We start from the raw sequence: 20,133 nt of genomic DNA on the forward strand, positions 1-20,133 counted from the left end.
CTCTTTAGTCGTTACCCGAAGGATCTTCCCGGATGTTGTCGCGCATACCAGCCGTTACCCGCTGTCTGTCGCTTGCTGCTCTGTGCGCGGCGAGCTCTGTCCATGCTCTGGAGTTTCCGTTGCCGCCGCCCGGCGAGGACATCGTGGGCCAGGTGCAGGTCATCAAGGCCAAATACGAGGATACCTTTGCCGATCTGGGCACAAAATACGATCTGGGTTATCTGGAAATGATCGCGGCCAACCCTGGTGTTGACCCCTGGTTGCCGGGTGCAGGCAAGGACATCGTGCTGCCGACCCGCTTCATTCTGCCGCCGGGCCCGCGCGAAGGGATAGTCATCAACCTTGCCGAGTACCGCATGTACTACTACCCCAAAGGGCAGAATGTCGTGCATACCTATCCGCTGGGTGTCGGTCGTGAAGGCTGGGGTTCGCCCATCGGGGTGACCAAGGTAACGGCCAAGACGCCAAACCCGACCTGGACGCCACCTGCCTCGATCAAGGCCGAACATGCCGCCGACGGTGACCCGCTGCCTGACGTAGTGCCTGCCGGTCCGGATAACCCGCTGGGGCCGTTCAAATTCGGTCTTGGGCTTTCCGGCTATCTGATCCACGGTTCGAACAAGAAGTTCGGTATTGGCATGCGCACCAGTCATGGCTGTTTCCGCATGTACAACAACAACGTGCTGGAACTGGCCGACATGGCTCCGGTAGGTACGACCGTGCGAATCATCAGCGAGCCTTACAAATTCGGCATCAGTGGCGGCAAGGTTTACCTTGAAGCACACACACCGGTAGATGATCTGGGCAACCCGTCGGTTGTCGACAAGCACACTGCGGTGATCAATGCGTTGCTCAAACGTGACGACCTGGCCAACAACCTGCGCATGAACTGGGACGTAGTACGCGATGTAGTTGCGGCCGAAGACGGCATGCCGGTGGAAATCGCAGAACCGGGCAAAGCGCCTGCGAGTGCTGAAGAGCCTGTGATTTTTCAGTAGTCCAACCTGTTCGCGCGCCAATGCTATGCCTTACACAACGGTTCTGCGAAATCAGGCGAATGACCCTCGTGCCTACGCTCCGCGTAGACACGCAGTTCGTGACACTTCGCGTCACATCTGTGCTGCCGCACAACATCCACGCCTTACGCGCAGCCGCTGCCAGAGCAGTGCTTTTCAACCGCGATGGCACAGACGACGCAGAGTGCGACGTTAGTGACGGCTGAGCCCTGACGCTGATCCGGGGGATGCGAGGCAGGACGCCGAGCAAGCCGCACCGGGCCAAGGATGGCCCGTTGCGGCGGCCCCCGGATCAGTGACAGGGCGAAGGAACCCGACGAAGTCGGGCCGGAAACAGGAGCGAGGACTTTGCCTACTTTGGTCCCTCAAAGTAGGGCGCCGTAAGGGCGCAAAGGTGACCTGAGCTAGAAACATATATCACTGATGTCTCGGAACCGCCGTGTGACGCAGAGCGTCACGAACTGCATTCCCACGCGGAGCGTGAGGAACGAGCGGCGTTTGGGATAACAAAGGTGACCTGAGTCGAACCCCGATCCACCTGACATCGCAGAACCGCTGTGTGACGCGGAGCGTCACGAACTGCATTCCCACGCGGAGCGTGAGGAACGAGAGGCGCCTGGGATAACAAAGGTGACCTGAGTCGAACCCCGATCCACCTGACATCGCAGAACCGCTGTGTGACGCGGAGCGTCACGAACTGCATTCCCACGCGGAGCGTGAGGAACGAGAGGCGTCTGGGATAACAAAGTCACCCAGTCAGATAACAGGCATAAAAAAGCCGACCCGTTGCCGGATCGGCTTTCAATAATCCCGGGGGATTATTACTTGCGGCTAGCTTTGTCCAGCATGCGCAGAGCGCGCTCGTTGGCTTCGTCAGCAGTTTGCTGAGCTTTTTGAGCAGCAGCCAGAGCTTCGTCAGCCTTGCGGTAGGCTTCGTCGGCACGTGCTTGCGAACGAGCTGCTGCGTCTTCGGTAGCTGTCAGACGAGCTTCGGTTTCTTTGGATACGCTGCTGCAACCTGTAGCCAGAACTGCGGCCAGAGCCAGAGCAGAGAATTTCAGAACGTTGTTCATCGTGTTCACCTTCAAGGAATTTTGTTCAAATTAGTCATCTCTCGAAAATGAGAAAACGACCGGCGTACATAGTACCCATTGTTTGTAGTAAGTAAACGGACCCAGCGCAAGAAGCTGCTAAAATTCCCTGCTTTGAAAGTGTTCCGCGTTACTTCTCAAGCGTTCTGTACAAAAACTATCCACTTTCACTGGACCCCCCGCCTGTATCGGCGGTTCCTCAGGACTCGCTTGAACATCTGCAAAAACCTTACATGTCTGACTGTCGGTCGGTGCATGGGCATTTCCAGGCGTTTTTACTCCGACTGCGCTTGAGGATATCCGGCAATGGTGCCTACTATCTGAATGTGATGTACGTCGAGATCGGCAATGCTCTTACCGGTGTCGAAAACAGGCACTGGGTGGCGTAGATGTTCCTTCGCCTGAAAAAGACCGGTAAGGTAGGGGTCAAATTCCAAGACCCGCGAGGAGTAGCGATGAGCGAGGCGTTGTCCATCCACCATGACGAAGTCGGCCACCATTTCGAAATCATTATCGACGGCCACCGTGCCTACCTGACGTACATGGATCTCGGCAAGCAGACGCTGGATTTCTACCGGACCTTTGTGCCCGATGCCTTGCGTGGACGCGGTATAGCCGCCGCCCTGACCAAGGAGGCCCTGGACTATGCAGGCAGCATGGGCTACTCCGTCATACCGTCCTGCTCTTACGTCGAGCGATACATGGAACTGCATGACCTGCAGTCCCAGGCGGCCAAGCTCTGATACATCGAGCTTACTGACCGTCAGCATGAAAAACGCCGAGCATATGCTCGGCGTTTTCGTTATTGCAGGTTAATCAGTCAGGCAGTTACTTGCGCTTGCGAGCGGGCAGTACAGCCTTGAGTTTCGCGTGCATGCTGCGCAGGGTTTTTTCAGTGCTTTCCCAATCGATGCAGGCATCGGTAATGGATACGCCGTACTGCAATTCCGACAGGTCCTTCGGAATCGCCTGACAGCCCCAGTTCAAGTGACTCTCGACCATCAGGCCGATGATCGATTCGTTGCCTTCCAGAATCTGGTTGGCGACGTTTTCCATCACCAGCGGCTGCAGGGCCGGGTCCTTGTTGGAGTTGGCGTGGCTGCAGTCGACCATGATGTTCGGGCGAATGCCGGACTTGTTAAGGGCCTGTTCGCACAGCGCGACGCTGACCGAATCATAGTTGGGCTTGCCATTGCCGCCGCGCAGTACGACATGGCCGTAGGCATTGCCCTTGGTGGTCACGATCGATACGCCACCTTCCTGATTGATACCGAGGAAGCGGTGCGGGCTCGAGACCGATTGCAAGGCGTTGATGGCAACGGTCAGGCCGCCGTCGGTGCCGTTCTTGAAACCGACTGCCGACGACAGGCCGGAAGCCATCTCGCGGTGAGTCTGGGATTCGGTGGTGCGCGCGCCAATGGCCGACCAGCTGATCAGGTCCTGCAGATACTGCGGGGAGATCGGGTCCAGTGCTTCGGTGGCGGTTGGCAAGCCCATTTCAGCCAGGTCCAGCAGCAACTGGCGACCGATGTGCAGGCCATCCTGGATCTTGAACGAGTCATCCAGGTACGGGTCGTTGATCAGGCCTTTCCAGCCCACGGTAGTACGTGGCTTCTCGAAATAGACGCGCATGACCAGATACAGCGTGTCGGACACTTCTGCCGCCAATGCCTTGAGGCGCTCGGCGTATTCCTTGGCTGCCTTCAGGTCGTGGATCGAGCAGGGGCCGATCACGATGAACAGGCGGTGATCATTGCCATCGAGGATGTTGCGAATCACCTCGCGGCCCTGGCTGACGGTGTGCAGGGCGGCGTCGGTCAGAGGGATGTCGCGCTTGAGCTGATCCGGGGTGATCAGAGTCTCGTTGGAGGCAACGTTAAGGTCGTCAATCGGTAAATCAGCCATCGTGTTACTCATCAGGTCGCGGGTACTGGCCGCCAACGGTACCCCGTGCGGCGGTGCCCAGCAGGTTTGAGCGCAGCGGGGAGCCGAACCTTAGCGCGTTATCGCGCTGTTCGACAATAAGTAAACGAGGTATCGGGCAGGTTACGGGTAACTGCCCGCCGGGCCGCGCTGCTGTATTGCAAGACAATCCGCTGCGACGGATAGTGTATGGCCCGAAATAACCTGGCAGCCAAGGGAGAGGTCATGAGTGTTGATTCCCGTCGTCCGCGTGTCGGCGTTATAGGTACCGGTGCCATTGGCGGCTTTTACGGGCTGATGCTGGCGCGTGCCGGATACAACGTGCATTTTCTGCTGCGCAGCGAGTTTGAGGCGGTGGCGCGCGAGGGATTGCAGGTCAATAGTGCTGTGCATGGCGACTTGCATCTCAAGCCCGTTCAAGCCTATCGCTCGGCGGCTGACATGCCGCCTTGCGACTGGTTGCTGGTGGGCACCAAGAGCACCGGCAACGCCGCGCTGGGTCCGATCATCAGCCAGGCTGCTGCGCCGGACGCCAAGGTGTTGCTGCTGCAGAACGGTCTGGCCGTCGAAGATCAGTTGCGCAGCGTGCTGCCCGACAGCCTGCATATATTGGGCGGGCTATGTTTCGTCTGCGTCAACCGGGTTGCGCCCGGCGTCGTCGCTCATGAAGCCTTCGGCGCGGTCAGTATCGGCTATCACAGCGGCCCGGCAGGCGACGAAGCGAGCCGCATGGCGGTCGTCGAAGCCTGCTCGGAGCTGTTCAAGACGGCCGGCATCGACGCCCCTGTCATGGCTAATCTGCAGCAGGCCCGCTGGCAGAAGCTGGTCTGGAATGTGCCCTACAACGGTCTGTCGGCTTTGTTGCATACCAGTACCAGCCAATTGATGACCGACCCTGACAGTCAGGCATTGATCCAAGCGCTGATGGATGAAGTGGTGCAGGGTGCCCAGGCCTGTGGTCATGCCTTGCCGCCGGGGTTCGCGCAGCATCTGTTTACCGTGACCCAGAGCATGCCGGACTACAGGCCCAGCATGTATCACGACCTGGTCGAGAAGCGGCCACTGGAGCTTGAAGCCATTTACGCCCGGCCCCTCGCAGCCGCGCTTGCCGCAGGGTTTGACATGCCCCGCGTGCGGGCGCTTTATCAGGCACTGGCATTTATTGACCGTGCCAACCGCTCGGCAAACGAGGAATGATTCATGAAAGAGGCTGATGGCCATAAGCTGGTCCTGGCGATTTCATCGCGGGCGCTGTTCGATCTTCGCGACAGCCACGAGGTGTATATGGCCGACGGCGTGGAGGCCTACCGCAAGTATCAGATTGAGCACGAGGATGAGATTCTCGAACAGGGCGACGCTTTCCCGTTGGTTGAAAAACTTCTGAGCCTCAATGCCAGCCTGGACAAGGCGCGCGTGGAAGTGGTGCTGGTGTCGCGCAACAGCGCCGATACCGGCTTGCGGGTCTTCAACTCGATCCAGCATTACGGCCTGGACATCAGTCGTGCTGCCTTTGCAGGCGGACGCAGTCCTTATCCTTATCTGGCGGCGTTTGGCTGCCATCTGTTTTTGTCGACCCACGCCGAGGATGTGCGCAGCGCACTGGATGCCGGTTTTGCTGCGGCGACCATCCTTTCAGGCGGTGCGCGACGTGCAGCCAGCGCCGAGCTGCGTATGGCGTTCGACGGCGACGCCGTGTTGTTTTCCGACGAATCGGAGCGGGTTTACCAGAGCGGCGGCCTGGCTGCCTTTCAGGCCAGTGAGCGTGAGTCGGCGCGCGAGCCGTTGCGTGGCGGCCCCTTCAAGCCGTTTCTCGCCGCGCTCTACCAATTGCAGCGCGAGTTTCCCGACGCGAGCTGCCCGATTCGTACCGCGCTGGTCACGGCCCGCTCTGCACCCGCACATGAAAGGGTGATCCGCACCTTGCGCGAATGGGACATTCGTCTCGACGAGTCGTTGTTTCTCGGCGGCTTGCAGAAGTCGGCTTTTCTTGAAGCATTTGCCGCCGATGTGTTTTTCGACGATCAGCCCGGTCACTGCGAAAAGGCGCGTGAAGTGGTGGCAACCGGACATGTTCCGCATGGCATCAGCAATGAATTAACGCCGCTTGCCGACGGCAGCTGAGAAGTCCGTCGTCGCAGCCGATGATGCGCTGCTACGCTGAGTCAATCTCCGCCATTCCGGTTGTTCGGGAGGTTGTATGGTTCGTTCGATGCTGTATGCCACAGACCTTGGTCTGTACGCGCCTTATGTAACGCAGCACGCGCTGGCGCTGGCTCTAACGTTCAACGCAGGGCTGTATGTAATCCATGTCGTTGAGCCGATGGGCCTGTTCGCCGAGTCGGTACTGCAGAGTCATCTGGGCGAGGAGGCGTTGAAAGAACTTCGTGGCAAGGGGGTCAATACGTTTCTGGATGCCATAGAGCAGCGAGTGCTCGACGGGTTTCGTGAGGAGCTGGGGGACGGCCACGCGGACCTCTCCCTGATCCGTACGATACGTGTCGTTCAGGGAGAACCTGCCAGCGTGATTATCGAGCAGGCGCACAAGCTGGAGGTGGATTTGCTGGTGGTGGGCAGTCACAGCCGCAGGATAGAAGAGGGCACATCGATAGGCCGAACGGCTGCCAGGGTCCTGCAATTTTCCGATGTGCCGGTCTACATGGTTCCGATGATGTTGAAAAAGGAGTGAGGGTAGGGAAAGGAAGGTTCAATTGGTGGTTTTAGTGAAATCGAGCGTGCGATCACCTTACAAAGGTGATAAAAAGTTCTAGAATTATTCGCCTCACCATTAATCCAGTTATATACCGTCGCTGATACCCATAGGGTTTATCTGCTTTGAGGGATACATATGAAGCTCCAACAACTGCGCTACATTTGGGAAGTGGCGCACCACGACCTCAACGTTTCTGCGACGGCCCAGAGCCTTTACACCTCCCAGCCAGGCATCAGCAAGCAGATTCGTCTGCTTGAAGACGAGCTGGGCGTCGAGGTTTTCGCCCGTAGCGGCAAGCACCTGACGCGCGTGACACCCGCAGGCGAGCGGATCATCACCACCGCAGGCGAGATTCTGCGCAAGGTCGAAAGCATCAAGCAGATTGCTCAGGAGTTCTCCAACGAGAAGAAGGGCACACTGTCGATCGCAACCACTCACACCCAAGCGCGTTATGCGTTGCCGTCGGTTATCAGTAATTTTATCAAGCAGTACCCTGACGTGGCCCTGCACATGCATCAGGGCTCGCCAATGCAGATCGCCGAAATGGCCGCTGACGGGACGGTCGATTTCGCTATTGCCACCGAAGCGCTTGAGCAGTTCAGCGATCTGGTAATGATGCCGTGCTACCGCTGGAACCGTTGCGTTGTTGTGCCACAGGGCCACCCGTTGACCAAGGTGCCCAAGCTCACCCTGGAGCTGCTGGCCGAGTACCCGATTGTGACTTACGTATTCGGTTTTACCGGCCGCTCCAAGCTCGATGAAGCGTTCAGTCATCGGGGACTGGTGCCCAAGGTAGTGTTTACGGCTGCGGATGCTGACGTGATCAAGACCTACGTCAGACTGAATCTGGGCGTGGGCATTGTTGCAAGGATGGCGGTCGACGAAGAAGTCGACAGCGATCTGGTGGTACTGGACGCCAGCGACCTGTTCGAGTCCAGCGTGACCAAAATCGCTTTCCGTCGTGGCACCTTCCTGCGTGGCTTTATGTGCGATTTCATCGAAAAGTTCGCCCCGCACCTGACCCGCGAAGTCATGGCCAAGGCGATTCAGTGCCACAACAAACAGGAAATGGAAGAGCTGTTTGCCAACGTCGAATTGCCGGTGCACTAGTAGCAGCGGCAAGCTTTTGGCTACAAGCCGGAGCCAGAGCCTTACGCGCTCTGACTTGAGGCTCGCAGCTTGAGGCTTGCCGCTCGCAACGTCAGTTGCGCGCTATCAGGTTGCCTGCATGCAGCCCGCATTCCTTCTGTGTGGCTTCTTCCCACCACCAGCGACCTTCGCGCTCATGCTGGTTCGGCAATACCGGGCGGGTGCAGGGTTCGCAGCCGATGCTGATGAAACCACGCTCGTGCAGGCTGTTGTAGGGCAGTTCCAGCATCCGGATGTAGCCCCAGATTTCTTCGCTGCTCATCTGCGCCAACGGGTTGAATTTGTACAGCGTGCGCTCGGCGGTCGAGAACGCGCTGTCGATTTCCAGTGCGGCAACGGCGCTGCGTGTGCCAGGGCTCTGGTCGCGGCGCTGGCCGGTGGCCCAGGCTGTGACGCCAGACAGTTTGCGGCGCAGCGGTTCGATCTTGCGGACGCCGCAGCATTCGCCATGACCATCCCGGTAAAAGCTGAACAGGCCTTTTTCCTTGACGAACGGTTCGAGCTTGCTCTGGTCCGGCGAGATGATTTCGATCTCGATCTTGTAGTGGTCACGGACCTGTTCAATGAAACGATAGGTTTCCGGGTGCAGGCGTCCGGTGTCGAGACTGAAGACCTTGACGTTTTTGTTCAGCTTCCAGGCCATGTCTACCAGCACGACGTCTTCGGCACCGCTGAAGGAGATCCATAGTTCATCACCGAAGTGTTCGAAGGCCAGTTTCAGAATGTCTTGTGCAGACTTGTTCGCATAGGTCGTCGCCAGTTCAGCGACGTCGAAAGGTTGGCTCATCAGGCGGCTTCCTAAAATGCAAGAGTGGCGCTTAAGCGCTCGTGATGGCGGCAATGGTAACAAAATCCGCTGTTCAGTGGCCGTTACCAGAGGCTAGAGTGCTGCCTGCGTTGATAGTCAAAGCCTTGAGGAGTGCGCTGTGGAAATTGCCTGTCTGGACCTGGAAGGTGTGCTTGTCCCGGAAATATGGATCGCCTTTGCCGAAAAAACCGGTATCGAATCACTGCGCGCAACCACTCGGGACATTCCCGACTACGACGTCCTGATGAATCAGCGCCTGCGTATTCTCGATGAGCACGGTCTGAAACTGTCGGACATTCAGGAAGTGATCGCCACCCTCAAGCCGCTGGAAGGTGCAGTGGAGTTCGTCAACTGGTTGCGCGAGCGTTTTCAAGTAGTGATTCTGTCCGACACCTTTTACGAGTTCTCGCAGCCGCTGATGCGCCAATTGGGGTTTCCGACCCTGCTATGCCATCGCCTGATCACCGATGAAACCGGCCGGGTGGTCAGTTACCAGTTGCGTCAGAAAGACCCCAAGCGTCAGTCGGTACTGGCGTTCAAAAGCCTGTACTACCGGATCATTGCGGCGGGCGACTCCTACAACGACACCACCATGCTGGGCGAGGCCGATGCCGGTATCCTGTTTCATGCCCCCGACAACGTGATCCGCGAGTTTCCGCAGTTTCCGGCGGTGCATACCTTTGATGAGCTGAAAAAAGAGTTCATCAAGGCGTCGAATCGGGATCTGGCGCCCTAGACGCAGGGCTTACACTTCTGGTTCCTGCGCAAGATCGGACGCGGAGCGTCCAGAAAGGCATGCCAACGCGGAGCATTGGCACGATAGTCGGAGCGAGGTAGGCGTATCGCGCAGGATATCAGAGCGCCTCAAGCGTTTTCAGCAGCACGCGGACCTTGGTGAAGGTTTCCTGATATTCAGCCTCGCAGCTCGAGTCCGCCACAATCCCGCCGCCGCCCCAACAGGAAATGCGCCCATCCTTGACCAGCAGGCTGCGGATGGCGATTGAACTGTCCATTTCGCCGCGTACGTCCAGGTACATCAACGAGCCGCAATACAGGCTGCGTCGGTTCGGTTCCAGTTCGTCAATGATCTGCATGGCGCGGATCTTCGGCGCGCCGGTTATGGAGCCGCCAGGGAAGCTGCCCGCAATCAGGTCCAGTGCATCGTTGCCAGCGGCCAGCTCCCCGGTCACGCTGCTCACCAGATGATGCACATTGGGGTAGCTTTCCAGGCTGAACAGCTCAGGGACCTTTACCGAACCGATTTTACAGCTGCGGCCCAGGTCATTGCGCAGCAGGTCGACAATCATCAGGTTTTCAGCGCGGTCTTTCTCGCTGGCCAACAGCTCGTTGGCGAACGCGGCATCCTCTGTGGCGTCCGGGCTGCGCGGCCGCGTGCCTTTGATGGGGCGGGTTTCGACCTGTCTGGCGCTGACCCGCACGAAGCGTTCCGGAGAAAGGCTCAGGATTGCATCGTGCCCCGGCAGGCTCAGGTAACCGGCGAACGGCGTCGGGCAAGCCGCTCGCAGTGCACAATAAGCGGCCCACGGGTCGCCCGTACACTGCGCCTGAAAGCGTTGCGCGAAGTTGACCTGATAACAGTCACCCGCCTGGATGTAGGCCTGAATACGTTCGAAAGCCTGTCGATAGTGATCCGCGCTGATGCTGGCCTGAAACGGCTGGCTGAGGCGGAACTCCGTGTGCGGCTCAGGGATATAGACAGAGAACAGATCAATCAGCCGTTTGCGCTCGCTGGCGTGCAGGGACGGGTGAAAAATCAGCTGACTGGTCTGCTCCTGATGATCACTGATCAGCGCCCAGGCGTAGAGCCCCAGGCGCGCTTCGGGCAGTTGCAGGTCGTCGACGGCTTGATCCGGCAGCGGTTCCAGGCGTCGACCGAACTCGTAACCCATATAACCGATCAGGCCGCCAGCGAAGGGCAGTTTGCACCCTTCAGGCAATTGCGCAGTGCCGAGCGCCTTGAGACTGTCGCGCAACCGCTGGAGATAAGCGGCCCCATTCTCGCCATCCGCAACCGCCAGCTCTTGCTGCGGCCAGGCGCTGAGCAGGTCATATCGGCCGCGCTCGGCGGCGGGCCTGCCACTGTCGAGCAGCACCGCGCCCGGCGCTTCGCGGATTCGCGCAAAGAACGCGATCGGGTCGGCGCTGTAGGGCAGGGGGTGTATCGAGCAGATCGGCATTGTCGAATATCGGTCTTGGAAACGCGGCTGGCGATTGTAGCCTTGCCGATGCGGCAGTCCTAGCGGTATGTCCGTTCAGATGCCGGGCACGTGGCCGAAAAGGTCCTGTACAAAGCTGACCCGCTCCTGCGCGGATTCCTGGCGTCCTTCGAGAGCCAGTTGTTCCAGGCGCGCCTCGACGGCCTGGGTGCGGTGGGTCAGGCCACTGTCATTGGCAATCTGAATGTTCAGGCCGGGACGGGCATTGAGTTCCAGAATCAGCGGGCCCTTGTCCTGGTCCAGCACCATATCGACACCGATGTAGCCCAGACCACACAGCTCGTAACACTCGGCGGCAAGCTTCATGAAACCGTCCCAGTTGGGCAGTTGCACGCCGTCTACCGAGTGAGTGGTGTCCGGGTGTTTGCTGATGATGTTGTTCAGCCAGGTGCCTTGCAGGGTGACGCCGGTGGCCAGGTCCACACCGACGCCAATCGCGCCCTGATGCAGGTTGGCCTTGCCGCCTGACTGGCGGGTCGGGAGGCGTAGCATGGCCATCACCGGATAGCCCATCAGCACGATGACGCGGATATCCGGCACGCCCTCATAACTGATGCTTTTGAAGATCGGGTCCGGAACAACCCGGTACTCGATCAGCGCCCGGTCACGGTGGCCGCCCAGTGAATAAAGGCCAGTGAGAATGCTGGACACCTGATGCTCGATTTCCGCGTGGCTGATGATGCGTCCCGAGACGGTGCGAAAACGCTCCTCGAAACGGTCGGCGATGACCAGGATGCCGTCGCCGCCTGCGCCCTGAGCGGGCTTGATGACGAAGTCGCTGTGTGCGCCGATGATATCGTCAAGCCGGTCGATTTCCTTTTCCGTGGAAATCACTCCGTACATTTCCGGCACATGAATGCCTGCCGCGATGGCCCGCTCCTTGGTGATGATCTTGTCATCGACGACCGGATAAAGGCTGCGCTTGTTGTACTTGAGTACATAGTCGGCGTTACGCCGATTGATGCCCATGATGCCGCGGGCCTCAAGCGCCTTCCAGGTCTTCCACCAGCCGATCATTTAGTCTTTTCCTCTTTCAGAAAAGCCTTGAAGCGCACCAGTTCGGTCAGGCGATAGCCACGGTATCTGCCCATCGCCAGCATGAAGCCGACCAGTATCAACAGCACTGCCGGGAAGGTGAAAACGAAATAGGTCAGTTCCGGCACGCTCATGATCAGGTGTGCCAAGGATGCCGCGAACAGCGTGCCGATCGCGACTTTCATGGCGTGGCTGCCGCCGCGCTCTTCCCAGGTAATCGACAGGCGTTCAATGGTCATGGTCAGGATCACCATCGGGAACAGCGCTACCGAAAGCCCGCGTTCGAGCCCCAGCTTGTGGCTGAACAGGCTGATGGCCGCAATCAGCACCACAACGAAGGTCAGTACAACCGACAGGCGCGGCAGCATTTGCAACTTCAGGTGCTCCAGGTACGAGCGCAATGACAAGCCCAGAGCGGTGATCACCGTAAACAGAATAATGCCGAAACCCAGTTGGGTTTCGCGGAACGCCAGGGCAATCAGCACGGGCGTGAAAGTGCCCAGTGTCTGCAGGCCGATCAGGTTGCGCAGGATCAGGATGACCAGTACGCCAATCGGGATCATGACCATGACCATGAAGGTCTGCTGGGTTTGCAGTGGCAGCCCGTAGAGAGAATAGGCAAGGAAGTCGGAGTCTGTGCTGGCGTCGGTCAGTTTGGCGAGACGCATGGCGTTCATTTCACTGTTATTGAGGCTGAACGTGACTTGCACTTTCTTGCCCCCTTCGACACTGACCAGGGCGTCTTCACCGGTCCACCACAACAGGCGATCATCCGGCAGACCGGCTTCACCAGTGTCCGGGTTGAAGTACAGCCATTCCTTGCCATTGAAGCTGCGCAGCCAGAGTTCCGGCGTCTGCTGTTCGGCATCGAGGCGTATGGTGTGGGCTTTTTCCAGCGGCACGTGGGCAATCGACAGCAGCAACTCGGTAATCCGGGCCTTGTTGGAGGCTGAGGTATCTCCCGCCAGCAGAAGTTTGACGTTGTCGTCATTCAGGTTGTTGACGCGTTTGATGGCTTCGGTGATGAAGGTTTCCACGTCCGCAGAGTGCTGGCGAATCGGGGCCAGCAGTGCCTCGGCCGCAATTTTTTCGGGGCCTTCGACGGTCATGCTGTCGCGAAAGATCGGCCCTTTGACCTTGGGTTTCTCACCGCTGTAGCGCTTGGTCAGTACCAGGCGGTAGTAAAGCGTCTGGTTGCCGGTGGCACGACGGGCAGACCAGGTGACCTTGCGGTTGCCGTCAGCGCGGTTGACGCTGACGCCGTAATTGTTCGAGATGAAACTTTCATTGAGGCTGATGTAGTCGTGGGCCAGTGGCGGCACGAACATCTGGACCTTCACCGAATCCTTTGGATTGGCGATGAATTCGACTTTGGCGTCGATGTTCCACAGGTCATCGGTTTCGTCTTCGGTGACGGGTATGCCGAGCGCCAGTATCTGATAGGCCGTGATCGCGATGCCCAGGGTTACAAGGGCAGTGATCAGGATCTTCAGATGGAGTGTAAGAGAGCGCATGGGTTTACTCTGCGTTTTGAGCGACGGAAGCGCAGACGGGCTTCCCTGCCGCATATTTTAGACTTGGATCGACCAGCGCATCGAAGCGTTTCAACGCTTCGGAGCCGATCAAAAGCGGATATTGGAAAGCACTTCGGTCAGTCAAGTTCACTTCGATGTTGCGTAAAGCTTCACCCATACAGATATCGAGGTTGATCACCGGACGTGACGAGTATTTGTTTTCTTCATTCGGGTCAACGTCGTCGGCGCGACGCTTGATCTTGCTGACCCGGGCCAGAGGCCGTTCTATGGGGTGTATATGCTTGCTGTCGCTGGCTATATAGAAGCGCACCCAGCTTTCGCCATTGCGTTTGAAATGCTTGATATCGCGGGCGCTCAGTGAAGCGGTCTTGGCCCCCGTATCCAGTTTGGCGGCAATCTCGACGTCGATTTCAATGAGGCTGGCGTATTCGTTGAGGCCATAGACTGTCTTGTTGGCGGCCAGGCTGACGCTGGGCAGCAGCAGGCCGGAAAAGAACAGCAGGCAGAGCAGTGTGGGCAGTCTAGTCAGTCTCATAAATCCTGGCGCGATGAGCGAACAACTTCAGGGTCAGGGCGCAAATAGAGTTGACCTGAGGGTGATAGGGCGGGCAGTTCGCAGTCGCCGCTTCGGTGCGGAGCGTGCTGTGCGGACGCGGCGCATTCTAGCATGAAGCCTTGGCGCTGCCAGCGATCAACCTGTATGTCTGTTCAGGTTCTCTTGCAGGAGGCTTTTACGTCCATTTGATATATTGTCGACAATCACCTATTTTACTTTGACTGATTTGCGGTTTATGGCTAGATTTTCGTCTTAAAAGACTAAAGGTGTCGACAATGCTGGGTGCGGTCGAGAAGGCAATGGCAGTCGTTGATGATTCGGAAACCCTTTCCGAGAACGTTTTTCGACGCATTCAATCCGCTATTGTGAAAGGCGAGATTGCCCCTGGTAGCAAGATCTCCGAACCGGAACTGGCTCGCACCTACGGCATCAGTCGTGGGCCGTTGCGTGAAGCCATTCACCGGCTCGAAGGGCAGCGACTGGTGGTGCGCGTGCCGCACGTCGGCGCCCGGGTCGTCGCGCTCAGCCATGCCGAGCTCATAGAGCTTTATGAGATCCGTGAGTCTCTGGAAGGCATGGCCTGTCGCCTGGCCGCCGAACGCATGACCCAGGCCGAGATCGATGAGTTGCGGGGCGTCCTTGACACCCATGAGCGCGATGCTGCATTTCAGGCGGGCATCGGCTATTACCAGCAGGAGGGTGATTTCGATTTCCATTACCGGATCATTCAGGGCAGCGGCAATCGTACCCTCAGCCAGATGCTGTGTGGCGAGCTGTACCAACTGGTGCGCATGTACCGCATCCAGTATTCCACAACGCCCAACCGGCCTCGTCAGGCCTTTGCCGAACACCACCGCATTCTCGATGCCATCGCTGATCGCGACGGTGAGCTGGCTGAATTGTTGATGCGCCGCCATATCGGTGCATCCAGACGCAACATTGAGCGCCACTTTCAGGCGGCTCCCGACCGAGGTGAACAATGAGTCACAACAACAGTACTCCCGGCCAGCGTTTCCGCGATGCGGTCGCCAGTGAACAGCCGTTGCAAGTGGTCGGCGCAATCAATGCCAATCACGCGCTGCTCGCAAAACGTGCCGGGTTCAAGGCTATCTACCTTTCTGGCGGCGGCGTTGCAGCAGGTTCACTGGGTATTCCGGACCTGGGCATTACCGGTCTTGAAGACGTGTTGATTGATGTGCGCCGCATCACCGATGTCTGCGACCTGCCGCTGCTGGTGGATGTCGACACCGGTTTCGGTTCCTCGGCTTTCAATGTAGCGCGAACCGTGCGCTCGATGATCAAGGCCGGGGCTGCTGCGATTCATATTGAGGATCAGGTGGGTGCCAAGCGCTGTGGGCATCGCCCGAACAAGGAAATTGTTTCGCAGCAGGAAATGGTCGACCGGATCAAAGCCGCTGTAGATGCACGCACTGACGACAGTTTCGTGATCATGGCGCGCACCGATGCACTGGCGGTCGAGGGGCTGGAGTCGGCACTTGAGCGTGCTGCGGCCTGTATCGACGCGGGCGCGGACATGGTGTTTCCTGAGGCAATCACCGAACTGGCGATGTACAAGCAATTTGCCAACCGTGCAGGCGTGCCGATCCTGGCCAATATCACTGAATTTGGCGCTACGCCCTTGTTTACCGTCGATGAGTTGCGTGCGGCCGACGTGTCGCTGGTCCTTTACCCGCTTTCTGCCTTTCGTGCCATGAACAAGGCTGCGGAAAATGTTTATGGCGCAATCCGTCGCGATGGCAGCCAGAAGAACGTGGTCGACAGCATGCAGACGCGCATGGAGTTGTACGACGCCATCGACTACCACACATTCGAGCAAAAACTGGACGCGCTGTTTGCGCAGAAGAAAGGGTAAAAGCACATCTGACTATCGTTCCCACGCTTCAGCGCTCAGCGCTATAAAAAAGTATTGGGGAGCCTTTAATCAGGGCTTCAGGCTTCTGCCCGAAGGGCGTGGGAGCGAACTTGTTCGCGAATACGGTGTTTCAGGCTATGCATTTTTGGCGATCATACATGCCCTTTCGCGAACAAGTTCGCTCCCACAGCCTTCGGCCAGAATCAAAAGCGGATTTGTGTACAACGATGAGCACTCCGGCGTTGGCACGATAGCCAGAGTCAGTCCAACATCAAAAAAACAAAATTGGAGAGAACCATGGCTGAAGCAAAAGTATTGAGTGGTGCCGGGCTACGCGGGCAGGTGGCCGGGCAGACGGCGTTGTCCACGGTGGGCATGGCCGGTGCCGGGCTGACCTATCGCGGCTATGATGTGCGCGATCTGGCCGCCGAAGCTCGCTTTGAAGAAGTTGCCTATCTGCTGCTGTACGGCGAACTGCCTGATAAAGCCGAATTGTCTGCCTATATGGACAAACTCAAGGGCCTGCGCGATCTGCCGCAGGCCTTGAAGGAAGTGCTGGAACGCATACCCGCCGACACTCACCCGATGGATGTCATGCGCACGGGTGCCTCCATGCTCGGCACCCTGGAGCCGGAGCGCAGCTTCGATCAGCAGCGCGACCCAACCGACCGTCTGCTCGCAGCGTTCCCGGGGATCATGTGCTACTGGTATCGCTTCAGTCATGACGGCAAGCGTATCGACTGCACCTCCGCAGAAGACTCCATCGGCGGGCATTTTCTGCACCTTTTGCTCGACAAGGCGCCCAGCGAACTGCACCGTAAGGTCATGGACGTCTCGCTGATTCTGTACGCCGAGCACGAATTCAATGCCTCGACCTTCACCGCCCGCGTCTGCGCGTCGACGCTGTCGGACCTGTATTCCTGCGTCACGGCAGCCATCGGCACATTGCGCGGCCCGCTGCACGGTGGTGCCAACGAGGCCGCGATGGAAATGATTCAGCGCTTCGCTTCGGCTGAGGAAGCCACTAAAGGCACGCTGGGCATGCTGGAACGCAAGGAAAAGATCATGGGCTTTGGCCATGCGATCTACAAGGAGTCCGACCCGCGCAACGAGGTGATCAAGGGCTGGTCGAAGAAACTCGCTGACGAAGTGGGCGATACGGTGCTGTTCCCGGTTTCCGAGGCCATCGACAAGGTCATGTGGGAGCAGAAGAAACTGTTCCCCAACGCCGACTTCTACCATGCCTCGGCGTACCACTTCATGGGAATCCCGACCAAGCTCTTCACACCGATCTTCGTCTGCTCGCGCCTGACCGGCTGGGCCGCCCACGTTTTCGAACAGCGCGCCAACAATCGCATCATCCGTCCGAGCGCCGAGTACACCGGTGTCGAACAGCGCAGCTTCGTGCCCATCGAACAGCGCTGAAAAGGGGGCAGGGGAACCGCTGACGAGTTCCCCACCCGCATTCCGAACATTCCGTGATCGAGTCCCGCAATGAACAGTGAATTCCGCAAAACGCTTCCTGGCACCCGACTGGACTATTTCGATGCGCGCGCAGCGGTCGAGGCGCTCAAGCCCGGCGCTTATGCCACGCTGCCCTATACCTCGCGCGTGCTGGCCGAGAACCTGGTGCGCCGCTGTGATCCTGCGACCTTGAGTGCTTCTTTGACCCAGCTCATCGAGCGCAAGCGTGATCTGGACTTTCCGTGGTTCCCTGCGCGGGTGGTCTGCCACGACATTCTGGGGCAGACCGCACTGGTCGATCTTGCCGGCCTGCGCGATGCAATCGCCTCGCAGGGCGGTGATCCTGCGCAGGTAAACCCGGTGGTGCCGGTGCAGCTTATTGTCGACCATTCGCTGGCAGTGGAATCCGACGGTAATGACCCGCAGGCGTTCGCAAAGAACCGCGCCATCGAAGACCGTCGCAACGAAGACCGCTTTCACTTCATTGACTGGACCAAACAGGCGTTCAAGAACGTCGAAGTGATCCCGCCGGGCAACGGCATCATGCACCAGATCAACCTGGAGAAAATGTCGCCGGTGGTGCAGGTGCTCGACGGCGTAGCCTTTCCCGACACGCTGGTGGGAACAGACAGCCACACGCCACATGTCGACGCGCTGGGCGTGATTGCCATCGGCGTTGGCGGCCTCGAGGCCGAAAACGTCATGCTGGGGCGCGCCTCGTGGATGCGCCTGCCGGACATCATCGGTGTCGAACTGACTGGACGCCGTCAGCCGGGTATTACCGCCACCGATGTGGTGCTGGCTCTGACCGAATACCTGCGTCAGCAGAAGGTGGTTGGCGCGTATCTGGAGTTCTATGGCGCGGGTGCGTCGAGCCTGACCCTCGGTGACCGGGCGACGATTTCCAACATGGCACCGGAATACGGCGCGACAGCGGCAATGTTTTCCATTGATTCGCAAACCATCGATTATCTGCGCCTGACAGGGCGTGAGGACGAACAGGTCAAGCTCGTCGAGTTGTATGCCCGGCACACCGGCTTGTGGTCGGACAGCCTGAAGGAGGTCGAGTACGAGCGCGTGCTGAGCTTCGACCTGTCCAGCGTGGTGCGCAACATGGCCGGGCCGTCCAACCCCCATGCGCGGGTCGCCACCGCGGATCTGGCAGCCAGAGGTATTGCCGGGCAGTGGGAAGACGTGCCGGGGCAGATGCCCGATGGCGCGGTGATCATCGCGGCGATTACCAGCTGCACCAACACCAGTAACCCGCGCAACGTGATTTCGGCAGGCCTGCTGGCCCGCAACGCCAACCGCCTGGGGCTGATGCGTAAGCCGTGGGTGAAGTCGTCGCTGGCACCCGGCTCGAAAACCGTGGCCTTGTATCTGGATGCCGCAGGGCTGACGTCCGAACTGGAGCAATTGGGCTTTGGCGTCGTGGCGTTTGCCTGTACCACCTGTAACGGCATGTCCGGCGCGCTGGACCCGATGATCCAGCAGGAAATCATCGACCGCGATCTGTACGCCACTGCGGTGTTGTCGGGTAATCGCAATTTCGACGGGCGTATTCACCCTTATGCCAAACAAGCGTTTCTGGCCTCGCCACCTCTGGTGGTGGCCTACGCCATTGCCGGCACCATCAGGTTCGATATCGAAAACGATGTGCTCGGGATGGCCGATGGCAAAGAGATTCGCCTCAAGGACATCTGGCCGAGCGATGAAGAGATTGATGCCGTGGTGCAGGCGTCGGTCAAGCCGGAGCAGTTTCGTCAGGTCTACATTCCGATGTTCGCCATCGAAGAACACGCCGGGCCGAAAGTCGAGCCGCTGTATGACTGGCGCCCGATGAGCACTTACATCCGTCGCCCGCCCTATTGGGAAGGCGCGCTGGCCGGGGAGCGCACGCTCAAGGGCATGCGCGCACTGGCCGTGCTGCCGGACAACATCACCACCGATCATTTGTCACCGTCCAACGCCATCATGCTGGACAGTGCTGCGGGCGAGTATCTGGCGAAAATGGGCCTGCCGGAGGAGGATTTCAACTCCTACGCAACCCACCGGGGCGACCACTTGACGGCCCAGCGCGCAACCTTTGCCAACCCGCAACTGGTCAATGAGATGGCGGTGGTCGACGGCAAGGTCAGGAAAGGCTCGCTGACCCGGATCGAACCCGAGGGCGTGGTTACGCGCATGTGGGAAGCCATTGAAACCTACATGGCCCGCAAGCAACCGTTGATCATCATTGCCGGTGCCGACTACGGGCAGGGTTCTTCCCGTGACTGGGCCGCCAAAGGCGTCAGGCTGGCGGGCGTTGAAGCCATTGCCGCAGAAGGTTTCGAGCGTATCCATCGCACCAACCTGGTGGGCATGGGCGTGCTGCCACTTGAGTTCAAACCGGGCACCAGCCGCCTGACTCTGGGCATCGACGGCAGCGAAACATTCGACGTGGTCGGCCAGCGCACACCGCGCGCGACCTTGACGCTTGTGATCCAGCGCCGTAACGGTGAGCGTGTGGAAGTGCCGGTAACGTGCCGTCTGGACACGGCCGAAGAACTCTCCATCTATGAGGCTGGCGGCGTGTTGCAGCGCTTTGCCCAGGATTTTCTAGAGGCTACGACTGGTGCGTGAGGAACGATAAGCGCGCGGAAAAACACTATCGTGCCCATGCTCCGCGTGGGCATGCCGTTCTGGACGCACTGCGTTCGACTTTGAGCGCTCAGCGCGCTTTTTGAACAGGACAAC

At 58.8% G+C, this 20,133-nt stretch carries 18 protein-coding genes; 11 read left to right on the forward strand and 7 right to left on the reverse strand.

What is annotated here, in order from left to right; genetic code table 11:
- The first annotated feature begins 32 nt into the window (after window positions 1–32).
- Window positions 33–998, forward strand: coding sequence for a L,D-transpeptidase family protein (locus tag LJU29_RS11005; protein WP_002553017.1), 966 nt, complete (start codon window positions 33–35; stop codon window positions 996–998).
- 839 nt (window positions 999–1,837) lie between these two features.
- Here LJU29_RS11005 and oprI read toward each other — a convergent pair.
- Window positions 1,838–2,089 carry an outer membrane lipoprotei OprI gene (gene oprI, locus LJU29_RS11010; RefSeq protein WP_002553018.1) on the reverse strand — a complete coding sequence of 84 codons (252 nt, stop codon included), beginning with the start codon at window positions 2,087–2,089 and terminating at the stop codon, window positions 1,838–1,840.
- Between the two features lie 473 nt (window positions 2,090–2,562).
- On the opposite strand from oprI, the gene LJU29_RS11015 reads away from it, so the two are divergent.
- Entirely contained in the window at window positions 2,563–2,850 is a 288-nt protein-coding gene (locus tag LJU29_RS11015) for a GNAT family N-acetyltransferase (RefSeq protein ID WP_002553019.1), read from the forward strand.
- A gap of 85 nt (window positions 2,851–2,935) precedes the next feature.
- Here LJU29_RS11015 and LJU29_RS11020 read toward each other — a convergent pair whose 3' ends face one another.
- Entirely contained in the window at window positions 2,936–4,012 is a 1,077-nt protein-coding gene (locus LJU29_RS11020) for a 3-deoxy-7-phosphoheptulonate synthase (RefSeq protein WP_054995703.1), read from the reverse strand.
- A 243-nt stretch (window positions 4,013–4,255) separates the two neighbouring features.
- On the opposite strand from LJU29_RS11020, the gene LJU29_RS11025 reads away from it, so the two are divergent.
- From LJU29_RS11025 to cysB, 4 genes are all read left to right on the forward strand, one after another.
- A complete protein-coding gene (locus LJU29_RS11025) occupies window positions 4,256–5,227 on the forward strand; it encodes a putative 2-dehydropantoate 2-reductase (protein WP_257112330.1) in 972 nt (323 codons plus the stop codon).
- Window positions 5,228–5,230: 3 nt separating this feature from the next.
- Complete coding sequence (locus LJU29_RS11030) at window positions 5,231–6,151, forward strand: 5'-nucleotidase (protein ID WP_257112332.1); 921 nt, start codon at window positions 5,231–5,233, stop codon at window positions 6,149–6,151.
- Window positions 6,152–6,227: 76 nt separating this feature from the next.
- The gene (locus tag LJU29_RS11035; protein WP_257112334.1) at window positions 6,228–6,716 is read left to right on the forward strand and encodes a universal stress protein; all 489 of its coding nucleotides are present in this window, start codon (window positions 6,228–6,230) and stop codon (window positions 6,714–6,716) included.
- 159 nt (window positions 6,717–6,875) lie between these two features.
- Window positions 6,876–7,850 (forward strand): HTH-type transcriptional regulator CysB, encoded by a 975-nt coding sequence (cysB, locus tag LJU29_RS11040; protein WP_002553024.1) that lies wholly within the window; start codon window positions 6,876–6,878, stop codon window positions 7,848–7,850.
- 91 nt (window positions 7,851–7,941) lie between these two features.
- On the opposite strand, the gene LJU29_RS11045 is transcribed toward cysB, so the two are convergent.
- A complete protein-coding gene (locus tag LJU29_RS11045) occupies window positions 7,942–8,676 on the reverse strand; it encodes a phosphoadenylyl-sulfate reductase (protein WP_002553025.1) in 735 nt (244 codons plus the stop codon).
- A gap of 139 nt (window positions 8,677–8,815) precedes the next feature.
- On the opposite strand from LJU29_RS11045, the gene thrH reads away from it, so the two are divergent.
- Window positions 8,816–9,433: a bifunctional phosphoserine phosphatase/homoserine phosphotransferase ThrH gene (thrH, locus tag LJU29_RS11050; RefSeq protein ID WP_054995701.1), complete on the forward strand. Its 618-nt coding sequence runs from the start codon at window positions 8,816–8,818 to the stop codon at window positions 9,431–9,433.
- 118 nt (window positions 9,434–9,551) lie between these two features.
- Here the strand turns inward: thrH and pabB are convergent, their stop codons facing one another.
- The 4 genes from pabB to rloA form a co-directional block, all read right to left on the reverse strand.
- The gene (gene pabB, locus LJU29_RS11055) at window positions 9,552–10,895 is read right to left on the reverse strand and encodes an aminodeoxychorismate synthase component I (RefSeq protein ID WP_005753452.1); all 1,344 of its coding nucleotides are present in this window, start codon (window positions 10,893–10,895) and stop codon (window positions 9,552–9,554) included.
- A gap of 75 nt (window positions 10,896–10,970) precedes the next feature.
- Entirely contained in the window at window positions 10,971–11,948 is a 978-nt protein-coding gene (locus tag LJU29_RS11060) for an alpha-L-glutamate ligase-like protein (protein ID WP_162235178.1), read from the reverse strand.
- On the reverse strand, window positions 11,948–13,483 hold the full coding sequence (gene rloB, locus LJU29_RS11065) for an osmotic stress tolerance membrane protein RloB (RefSeq protein ID WP_004659234.1): 1,536 nt from the start codon (window positions 13,481–13,483) through the stop codon (window positions 11,948–11,950). Before rloB ends, LJU29_RS11060 begins: the two co-directional genes overlap by 1 nt.
- Window positions 13,484–13,487: 4 nt before the next feature.
- A complete protein-coding gene (gene rloA, locus LJU29_RS11070) occupies window positions 13,488–14,039 on the reverse strand; it encodes a retropepsin-like aspartic peptidase RloA (RefSeq protein WP_004664760.1) in 552 nt (183 codons plus the stop codon).
- Between the two features lie 296 nt (window positions 14,040–14,335).
- On the opposite strand from rloA, the gene LJU29_RS11075 reads away from it, so the two are divergent.
- From LJU29_RS11075 to acnD, 4 genes are all read left to right on the forward strand, one after another.
- A complete protein-coding gene (locus LJU29_RS11075; protein ID WP_054077194.1) occupies window positions 14,336–15,043 on the forward strand; it encodes a GntR family transcriptional regulator in 708 nt (235 codons plus the stop codon).
- Window positions 15,040–15,933 (forward strand): methylisocitrate lyase, encoded by an 894-nt coding sequence (gene prpB, locus LJU29_RS11080; protein WP_005753455.1) that lies wholly within the window; start codon window positions 15,040–15,042, stop codon window positions 15,931–15,933. Before LJU29_RS11075 ends, prpB begins: the two co-directional genes overlap by 4 nt.
- A 297-nt stretch (window positions 15,934–16,230) precedes the next feature.
- A complete protein-coding gene (prpC, locus tag LJU29_RS11085; RefSeq protein WP_057454772.1) occupies window positions 16,231–17,358 on the forward strand; it encodes a bifunctional 2-methylcitrate synthase/citrate synthase in 1,128 nt (375 codons plus the stop codon).
- A 69-nt stretch (window positions 17,359–17,427) separates the two neighbouring features.
- On the forward strand, window positions 17,428–20,019 hold the full coding sequence (acnD, locus tag LJU29_RS11090) for a Fe/S-dependent 2-methylisocitrate dehydratase AcnD (protein ID WP_257112336.1): 2,592 nt from the start codon (window positions 17,428–17,430) through the stop codon (window positions 20,017–20,019).
- Window positions 20,020–20,133: the final 114 nt, after the last annotated feature.

The sequence above is a fragment of the Pseudomonas ficuserectae genome, assembly GCF_024584585.1.
Taxonomy (GTDB): domain Bacteria; phylum Pseudomonadota; class Gammaproteobacteria; order Pseudomonadales; family Pseudomonadaceae; genus Aquipseudomonas; species Aquipseudomonas amygdali.

What these genes read in the sequence shown, in the direction of transcription:
- prpC (WP_057454772.1), top strand. Translation starts at nt 16,231, where the DNA reads ATGGCTGAAGCAAAAGTATTGAGTGGTGCCGGGCTACGCGGGCAGGTG.
- acnD (WP_257112336.1), top strand. Translation starts at nt 17,428, where the DNA reads ATGAACAGTGAATTCCGCAAAACGCTTCCTGGCACCCGACTGGACTAT.
- LJU29_RS11020 (WP_054995703.1), bottom strand. Translation starts at nt 4,012, where the DNA reads ATGGCTGATTTACCGATTGACGACCTTAACGTTGCCTCCAACGAGACT.
- rloB (WP_004659234.1), bottom strand. Translation starts at nt 13,483, where the DNA reads ATGCGCTCTCTTACACTCCATCTGAAGATCCTGATCACTGCCCTTGTA.
- LJU29_RS11075 (WP_054077194.1), top strand. Translation starts at nt 14,336, where the DNA reads ATGCTGGGTGCGGTCGAGAAGGCAATGGCAGTCGTTGATGATTCGGAA.
- LJU29_RS11025 (WP_257112330.1), top strand. Translation starts at nt 4,256, where the DNA reads ATGAGTGTTGATTCCCGTCGTCCGCGTGTCGGCGTTATAGGTACCGGT.
- pabB (WP_005753452.1), bottom strand. Translation starts at nt 10,895, where the DNA reads ATGCCGATCTGCTCGATACACCCCCTGCCCTACAGCGCCGACCCGATC.
- LJU29_RS11005 (WP_002553017.1), top strand. Translation starts at nt 33, where the DNA reads ATGTTGTCGCGCATACCAGCCGTTACCCGCTGTCTGTCGCTTGCTGCT.
- LJU29_RS11045 (WP_002553025.1), bottom strand. Translation starts at nt 8,676, where the DNA reads ATGAGCCAACCTTTCGACGTCGCTGAACTGGCGACGACCTATGCGAAC.
- prpB (WP_005753455.1), top strand. Translation starts at nt 15,040, where the DNA reads ATGAGTCACAACAACAGTACTCCCGGCCAGCGTTTCCGCGATGCGGTC.
- LJU29_RS11035 (WP_257112334.1), top strand. Translation starts at nt 6,228, where the DNA reads ATGGTTCGTTCGATGCTGTATGCCACAGACCTTGGTCTGTACGCGCCT.
- oprI (WP_002553018.1), bottom strand. Translation starts at nt 2,089, where the DNA reads ATGAACAACGTTCTGAAATTCTCTGCTCTGGCTCTGGCCGCAGTTCTG.
- rloA (WP_004664760.1), bottom strand. Translation starts at nt 14,039, where the DNA reads ATGAGACTGACTAGACTGCCCACACTGCTCTGCCTGCTGTTCTTTTCC.
- cysB (WP_002553024.1), top strand. Translation starts at nt 6,876, where the DNA reads ATGAAGCTCCAACAACTGCGCTACATTTGGGAAGTGGCGCACCACGAC.
- LJU29_RS11015 (WP_002553019.1), top strand. Translation starts at nt 2,563, where the DNA reads ATGAGCGAGGCGTTGTCCATCCACCATGACGAAGTCGGCCACCATTTC.
- LJU29_RS11030 (WP_257112332.1), top strand. Translation starts at nt 5,231, where the DNA reads ATGAAAGAGGCTGATGGCCATAAGCTGGTCCTGGCGATTTCATCGCGG.